Annotated in this window: 7 protein-coding genes and 1 tRNA gene; 3 read left to right on the forward strand and 5 right to left on the reverse strand. The window is 71.4% G+C overall.

The features are described from left to right. Together J7I98_RS39865 and J7I98_RS39870 are read left to right on the forward strand one after the other, a co-directional pair. Nucleotides 1-228 (forward strand): transposase (locus J7I98_RS39865; protein WP_214929950.1); only part of this gene is annotated, 228 nt, incomplete at its 5' end. 102 nt (nucleotides 229-330) lie between these two features. After that, nucleotides 331-1425, forward strand: a complete 1095-nt coding sequence (locus tag J7I98_RS39870; RefSeq protein ID WP_214929951.1) for an LLM class flavin-dependent oxidoreductase — start codon at nucleotides 331-333, stop codon at nucleotides 1423-1425. 24 nt (nucleotides 1426-1449) lie between these two features. Here the strand turns inward: J7I98_RS39870 and J7I98_RS39875 are convergent, their stop codons facing one another. Then, nucleotides 1450-3180: a bifunctional diguanylate cyclase/phosphodiesterase gene (locus J7I98_RS39875; RefSeq protein WP_251021896.1), complete on the reverse strand. Its 1731-nt coding sequence runs from the start codon at nucleotides 3178-3180 to the stop codon at nucleotides 1450-1452. A 424-nt stretch (nucleotides 3181-3604) separates the two neighbouring features. Here J7I98_RS39875 and J7I98_RS39880 point away from each other — a divergent pair, with 424 nt between their 5' ends. Further along, the gene (locus J7I98_RS39880; RefSeq protein WP_214929953.1) at nucleotides 3605-4864 is read left to right on the forward strand and encodes a M6 family metalloprotease domain-containing protein; all 1260 of its coding nucleotides are present in this window, start codon (nucleotides 3605-3607) and stop codon (nucleotides 4862-4864) included. Between the two features lie 66 nt (nucleotides 4865-4930). Here J7I98_RS39880 and J7I98_RS39885 read toward each other — a convergent pair. From J7I98_RS39885 to J7I98_RS39900, 4 genes are all read right to left on the reverse strand, one after another. After that, nucleotides 4931-5004, reverse strand: a tRNA-Lys gene (locus J7I98_RS39885). Beyond that, nucleotides 4995-5645 (reverse strand): hypothetical protein, encoded by a 651-nt coding sequence (locus tag J7I98_RS39890; protein WP_214929954.1) that lies wholly within the window; start codon nucleotides 5643-5645, stop codon nucleotides 4995-4997. The genes J7I98_RS39885 and J7I98_RS39890 overlap by 10 nt, the downstream gene beginning before the upstream one ends. A gap of 178 nt (nucleotides 5646-5823) precedes the next feature. Further along, nucleotides 5824-6168, reverse strand: coding sequence for a hypothetical protein (locus J7I98_RS39895; RefSeq protein ID WP_214929955.1), 345 nt, complete (start codon nucleotides 6166-6168; stop codon nucleotides 5824-5826). A gap of 112 nt (nucleotides 6169-6280) precedes the next feature. Then, entirely contained in the window at nucleotides 6281-7636 is a 1356-nt protein-coding gene (locus tag J7I98_RS39900; protein ID WP_214929956.1) for an AAA domain-containing protein, read from the reverse strand. Nucleotides 7637-7652: the final 16 nt, after the last annotated feature.

Consider the following 7652-nt stretch of genomic DNA (forward strand, 5'->3'; position numbering starts at 1 on the left):
CACCGCCGGCGCCGAGGGCGCCTCGGCGGCCGGCCGCCCGCCTTCGACAAGGAGGTCTACCGCGACCGCAACGTGGTCGAACGATGCTTCGCACGCCTCAAGCAGTTCCGCGCGATCGCGACCAGGTTCGACAAGCTCGCCGACCGCTACCGCGCCGGAGTCGCCCTGGCCTCACTGATCCTCTGGCTCCGCGAACCAGTCCGTGATCATTTGTCAGACACTGCCTAGGTCGCCTGCGGCGGGCTTGCCCCTCTCCGGGAATAACCGGAGTCACCCTCCTGTTGGTGCAGTGGTTGTACACACCGCACTCAGCAGGAGGACCCCCCCCCGGTGGACGCGATTCGAGGCACGGCGAGCGGAAACGCGCCGGTACCCCTGTCCGTACTCGACCTGGCGACGGTGGGCCACGGCCGCACCGCCACCCACGCGCTGCGCACCGGCGTCGACATCGCCCGCCTGGCCGAGAGCCGCAGCTTCCACCGCTACTGGGTGGCCGAGCACCACTCCATGCCCGGAGTCGCCAGCTCCTCCCCGGCCGTGATCCTCGCCCACATCGCCGCCCACACCGACCGCATCCGCCTCGGTTCGGGCGGCGTCATGCTGCCCAACCACGCACCGCTGGTCATAGCCGAGCAGTTCGGCACGCTGGAGGCCTTCGCCCCCGGCCGCATCGACCTGGGCCTGGGCCGCGCCCCGGGCACGGACGGCGCGACCGCCGCCGCACTCCGCCGCACAGACCGCCCCCATAGCCTGAAGGGCATGGGAGGTACCCCCATCCATGAAGGCGCCGACGACTTCCCGCAGCAGCTCGCGGAGCTGACCCGCTTCCTCGACGACGACTTCCCCGACGGCCACCCCTACGCCCGCATCCACGCCGTCCCGGGCCCGGTCCAGGGCCCCTCCGCCCGCCCCCCGATCTGGCTGCTCGGCTCCTCCGGCTTCAGCGCCCGCCTCGCCGGAACGCTCGGCCTGCCCTTCGCCTTCGCCCACCACTTCTCGGCGCAGAACACCATCCCGGCGCTGGACCTCTACCGCGAGTCCTTCCGCCCCTCCGCCGTCCTCGACGCCCCGTACGCCCTGATCGGCGTATCGGCGCTCGCGACGGACGACGAGAAGGAGGCCCGCCGCCAGGTGCTGACCGGCGCCCTGTCGATGCTCCGGCTGCGCAGCGGCCGGCCCGGTCTGATCCCGACGCCGGAGGAGGCCGAGGCGTACGCATTCAGCCCGCTGGAGCGGGAGTTCGTGGACGGCTGGCTCGGCAACGTCATCCACGGCACCCCGGACACGGTCCGGACCGGCCTCGACGACCTGGCCAAGCGGACCGGCGTCGACGAGCTGATGATCACGGCCAACGCGCACGGCGGCGACGTACGCCTTCGCTCGTACGAGCTCATCGCGGACGCGTACGGCCTGCCCCGCGCCTGATGCGTACGCCGAAAGTGATCGCCGTCAGACCTGCAGCGCGCTGACGGCGATCATCGAGTCGATCAGCTCCGGCGCGACCGCCCGCGAGTACAGCCAGCCCTGCCCCGTGTCGCAGCCGATCCGGCGCAGCCGCGCCGCCTGCCCCGAGGTCTCGACGCACTCGGCGGTGACGGTGAGCCCGAGCCGGTGCGCGAGCTGCACGAGCGCCTCGACGATCGTCTCGTCGGCCGGGTTGGCATGTTCTTCGTCCTGGAAGCCGCGGACGAAGGTGCCGTCCAGCTTGAGCACCGACACGGGCAGCCGGCTCAGATAGGCGAGGTTCGAGTACCCGGTCCCGAAGTCGTCGATGGCGATGTGTACGCCCATGTCGCTCAGCGCCTGCAAGGCCTGCAGCGGCCTGCCCGCCGAGCCCATGACCGCCGACTCGGTCAGCTCCAGCTGGAGCAGCTCGGGCGCCAGCCCCGTCTCGGCCAGGATCTCGGCGACGTCCGCGACCAGGTCGGAGTCCCACACCTGGCGTACGGCGACGTTGACGCTGACGAAGATCGGCGGGGTGCCGGGGTGGTCCGTCTGCCACTGCCTGGCCTGACGGCAGGCGGTCCGCAGCACCCACCGGCCGAGCTGGACGATCGATCCGTCCTCTTCAGCAATTCCGATGAACCGATTCGGCGCCAGTGTGCCGAACTGAGGATGCTCCCATCGGACCAATGCCTCGACCCCGCGTACGCCCCCGCCCTCCAGGTCCACCAGCGGCTGGTACTCCAGCGTGAACTCACCGCGCTCGACGGCGGGTCGCAGCGTGCTGGACAGGGCCTGACGGGTCATCCGGTGCGCGTTGCGCTCAGGGTCGAAGAGGGTCCAGCGGCCCTTGCCGTCCGCCTTCGCCCAGTACAGCGTCGTGTCCGCGTCCTGCATGAGACCGGTCGCCGTGGTGCCTGCCGCGACCCGCTCGACGACTCCGATGGACGCCGACACGGACAGCCGCTGCCCGGCCAGGTCGAAGGGCTGCTGGAGCGCGACGAGTGCGGCCTGGGCGAGATCGGCGAGCTGTTCCGTGCCGGTGGAGTCCTCGACGAGCAGGGCGAATTCGTCGCCGCCGAGGCGGGCGACGAGATGGCCGCCGCTGCGTGCGTACCCGTACTGGTCGGCGCACCGGGACAGCCGGGACGCCACGGCGGCCAGCAGCCGGTCGCCGACCCGGTGGCCGAGGGTGTCGTTGACGGCCTTGAAGCCGTCGATGTCGAGATAACAGAGCCCGATCCGGCCGGTGCCCCCGTCGTCGCACGTCGAGTTCTCCAGAGCGGACGCGAGCCGCTCGAAGAAAAGCGTGCGGTTGGGGAGGCGGGTCACCGGGTCGTGCATCTGGAGGTGGCGCAGCCGGGCCTGGAGCTCGCGCCGGTCGCTGATGTCCGCGACCGACAGCAGCACGCTGCTGCTGTCCGGCACGGGCGTGAAGGTGACCTCCGCCCACAGCGAGCGCCCGTCGGGGTGTTTGAGTCTGCGCGTACACCGGAAGCGGGCCCTGCGGCCGGAGAGGACCTCGCGGTAGGCGTCGAAGCTGCGGGCGTCGGCGGCGAGGTCGAGGAGGTCGGCCGCGGCCTGCTCGTGCAGATGGTCGGCGTCGGTGCCGAGCATGGCGGCGAGCGAGTCGTTGGCGGAGACGAGGAGGCCCTCGTGGTCCACGACAGCCATGGCGAGGTGGGCGGCGTTGAAGGCGGCCTGGTAATCGCGCAGCTCGGACGCGGAACGGCCCATCACGTCACGCTGTGTAACGGCCCGCGGCCGCCTGGTCTCGGGGGCTGAACCGGGTCCATCGTAGGTTCCGCTCACCGCTCGCTCCCGCAGGGCATTGATGGCTGACAGATGTTGTCGAGGGCCGTCGGCCGGCTGGAGGCCACTGCCCTGGGCGGATTTCATGCAGGAAAGTGTGCCGATCATAGAGGCAGTCGGGACGGCCGATCCAGCTGCATGGCCGTGATGCCCAGCACCCGCCTCCCGCGGCCGATCGTTTCTGCGCGGCTGCGCCTTGAGGTGTTCCTACGTGAACGATTGTGACTTTCTGTGATCTCGCCGGGGTGTCGGCCGTGTCACCCATGCGGAGCAGCGGAACAGGGCATCCAGTGCTAAACCACCAGAAGGTGGGTGGGGTGCCCCGCATTTCCGCACCCCGGAGGTCGACGTGGTCCGTCGCAGGACATCCGGGGGAGTTGACCGGTCCCGCCAGCGCCAGCGCCTGCGCAGTACGGCGGCACTGCTCACCTCCCTCACGGCGCTCGCTGCCACCGCGCTCGTCGCCGGCCCCGTCGTGGCGGCCCGGGACGGCGGACCCTGCGTGCTGCCACGTACTACGGCGCACCACTCGCTCGGACTGGACACCTGGAACCGGGCCTACCCGCGCCCCATACACACCCTCGACGCCGTCATGGTCTTCCTCGAGTTCCCCGACTCCGAACCCACGCTCACCCCCGACCAGCTCGCCGCCGACCACTTCCCCGCCACCAGCGACTTCTTCCACCGCGCCTCGTACGGAAAGTTCCAGCTGCGCACCCACCCGGAGCGGACCTGGGTCGACATGCCGGAGTCCTCCACGGCGTACCGAATACAGCGCGACTGGGACCCGGACCGCCGCTCGGCCTACCTGCGCGACGCGGTGGCCGCGGCCGACGACCGGGTCGACTTCACGCGGTACGACATCGTCTACCTGGTCGCCGACCCGGACGCGCCCGGCGTCGACTCCGACGCGACCAAAGTCGTCAACTTCGACCGGCCGCTGCGCGCGGACGGCCGCGACATCAAGCGCATAGTCACGGTCTTCGAGCAGCACCCGCCGGACCGCAACGTGCTGGCCCACGAGACCGGCCACGTATTCGACCTGCCCGACCTCTATCACCGGCCGGTCGACGGCAAGGGCGACTGGGACACGTACGTCGGGGACTGGGACGTCATGGGCAGCCAGTTCGGCCTCGCGCCGGACCTCTTCGGGTGGCACAAGTGGAAGCTGGGCTGGCTCGACCGGCGGCAGGTGGCCTGCGTATCGGGCACCGGAGGAACCCGGCTCACCCTGGAGCCGCTGGCCGCGCCACCTTCTGTGCGGGGCGGGAAAGGCGGGACGCGGCTGGCGGTCGTACGGACCGGAGAAGGCGGGGCAATCGCCATCGAGGCGCGGGGCGGTACGGGCAACGACCGGGCCACCTGCACCGAGGGGGTGCTGATCTACCGAGTGCGCAACGAGGCGGCTTCGGGCGCCGGGCCGATAGAGGTGATCGACGCCCACCCGGACACCGAGGCGTGCTGGGACCGCTCGGTCTACCCGCCGCTGGCGGATGCGCCGGTGGGGGTCGGGGAGACGTTCACGGTGCCGGGGGAGGGGACCAGGGTGGAGGTGGCGGACCGTACGCGGTCGGGGGCGTGGACGGTGAGGATCACGCCGACGGCATGAATCGGCTGCGACGTGCGACGCGCAACGAAAAAGCCCCTCGCTCTCGCGAGGGGCTTTCTCCGTCTGTGCGCCGCCAGGGACTCGAACCCCGGACCCGCTGATTAAGAGTCAGCTGCTCTAACCAACTGAGCTAGCGGCGCCTGCTGACGTCGTAGACCTTAGCATCCTGTTCGGCGGGAGGAAAAATCGATATCCGGGGCTCCGTGACCTGCCCGGGACGGCCCGCCCGTACGCACGCCCAGAGCATCACATCGGGCCCCGGAAGCCACGGGTGGCGTACGTCGGGGGCAACCAGCCAGCGCGGCCCGGAGGGGCTCTGGGGGGCGTGCGGGGCGGTGAGCGGCGGGACGGTCACGGCGTCGCCGGTGCCGTGGCAGAGCAGGGGCGGCATGGTCCCTTCGCTTTCCCGGCCGCCTCCTCCCCACTCCTCCCACTGGAGCAGCGAAGGCAGCCGCTGGGCGGTGCCGGGGGAGGCGAAGAGCAGCATCCGGCCGCGGTGCGTGGCGACGGGCCCCGAGCCGGGCCCCTCCGTCCATAACCGGTCGAGCATCCGGCGTCCGAACATCGCCGGAACGCTCACTACATCGAAAACCGACCCGCAGGGCAGAACGCCGGGGGTGCTGGGACGGCCCTCCCAGAGCGAGAGCGTGCTGCGGGGATAGGCGGCGGCAGAGGCGAGCCAGGCAGCGCCGGCGGCGGTCACCTCGGCGGTGTGGTGGGAACCCTCGTTCCGGAGGACGCGGAAGATGTCGGTGGGCGCGTGGTCTCGCGAGGCGGTCATGGCACATACATCTACGGGCAGGACCGGTTCCGCTTCTGAGGGTTGCCGGAAACCGGGACAGGGAGGGGCGACGAGGAGTATCTTGCGCGACGGCATATGCCAATCGGGCGTGACGGCTGCCCATCTCGCGTGACGACGCGGACATCCCCCGCTTGTGATGTCCCCCTGACCCAGCGAATCAGGCGCCGGTGCCCGTGCCGCGCAGGAGGTCGCGACCGAACTCGACCATCTTCACCGCGTACGCCTCGGCCCAGTCCGCCCGCTCCGCGATCTCCTCCGCCGACAGCCGGTCGAACCGCTTCGGGTCCGCGAGCTGCGCGGCCGCCATCGCCTGGAACTCGACCGCACGGTCCGCCGCCGCGCGGAATGCCAGCGTCAGTTCAGTGGCACGTTCGAGCAGCTCACCGGGGTCGTCCATCGACTCCAGGTCGAAGAAGTGCTCGGGATCGGCGGCTGCTTCCGAAGGCTCGAAAAGCAGCGGCGCGGGGCGCAGCCGCCGCTCGGTGCGCTCGGGTTCCGCCATGGGTGGTTCCTCCTTCTCTCGGCCGTCTGTGCTCGACGGCCACCGTCCATTGTCCCGTCCCGCGCAAGTACGCCCCAGGGCTGCCAGGCAACGCGGTGCTCGGGGTGGGGGTTCAGGGCTGCCAGGGGACGCGGTGCTCGGCGAGGTGGGCCAGTACCGCGTGGTTCGCCTCCCAGCCGTCCGGGAACTTGACCGTGACCCCCAGCTGGACCGGCTCCGTCGACGGATGCTCGTCGAGCAGGTCCGCCACGCCCTCGCGGCACACCACGATGCACGCATGGCGGTGGCGCGACGCCAGCACGCACAGGCGGCCCGTCTCCAGGTGGAACGCCGTCGCGTCCGGGCGGCCCGACAGCGGGTGGAGTACCACCGTCACGTCGAATTCGCGGCCCTGAAGGCGGTTCGCCGTATCGACGGCCACGCCCGTGACACCGAGCTCCGTCAGCGCCGCCCGTACCGCCGCTGCCTGGTCGCGGTGGGCCGTGCCCACCGCTATACGGTCGGCCGTCAGCGGGACCGGGTCCGGCGAGCGTTCGCTGACAGCCGCGCCGCCGCGGTCCAGGAGGCGGCGTACGACCTGGGCCACCGCCCGTACCGCCTCGGGGTCCGTGCGCGGGGTGTGCCTGGCCGGGAGCTCCAGCAGGCCCCAGCCCGACTCGGCCGCCTCGTCCAGCACGCGGTCGGGGCCCGAGCCGTCGGAGGGGACGCCGAAGGCGAGGCGCCGGTCGCCGTGGCCCGTGCCGCTGCGGAAGGGCGTGTACGGGTAGAACGCGTCGGAGACCAGCGGCGCGGCGGAGGCCGGGAGCCGCCAGGACACGGGCAGCCGGTGCTGGGGGAGCTCCGGGTTGTGGGCGAGCAGTGTCGAGACCGCGCTCGCGGAGGGGTCGTAGGAAAGGCCCGCCCACTGGTCGGCTCCGACGATGGAGAACGGGTCGAGCTGCCCCGGGTCGCCGACGAACAGCGCCCGCTCGAACAGCCCGGCCACGGTGAGCAGCGCGTCCGAACGCATCTGGTACGCCTCGTCGACGATCGCGTGCGTCCACGGCTCGGGGACCTTCACGTGCGCCCACTTCGCCGCCGTCGAGATGACGACGTCCAGACCCGCCAGATCCGCCGCCTTCGCGGACTTCCGTACGTTCGCCAGGTCGTCGAGGGCCTTGTCGTACGGGTCGGTGTCATTGCTGTGGAGGCGCCCGACCGGCAGGTCAGGTTCCTTCTCGGCGAGCCGCAGCACCAGGTCGTCGACCTGGGCGTTGGTCTGCGCGATCACCATCAACGGGCGCCCTGCGGCGGCCAGTTCCAGCGCCGCGCGCACCACGAGCGTCGACTTGCCCGCGCCCGGCGGCGAGTCCACCACGACGCCCCGGGCCGCGCCGTGCAGCGTGTCGTGGAGGATCGCCGCGGTCGCGCGGGCGGCCTCGGCGCCGGGGTCGAAGTGCGACGGCCCGGTCGGGGCGGGGTGGCTCATTAGAGGACCATCCCTT

It is taken from the genome of Streptomyces sp. ISL-98 (assembly GCF_018614055.1).
GTDB classification, from domain to species: Bacteria; Actinomycetota; Actinomycetes; order Streptomycetales; family Streptomycetaceae; genus Streptomyces; species Streptomyces spiramyceticus.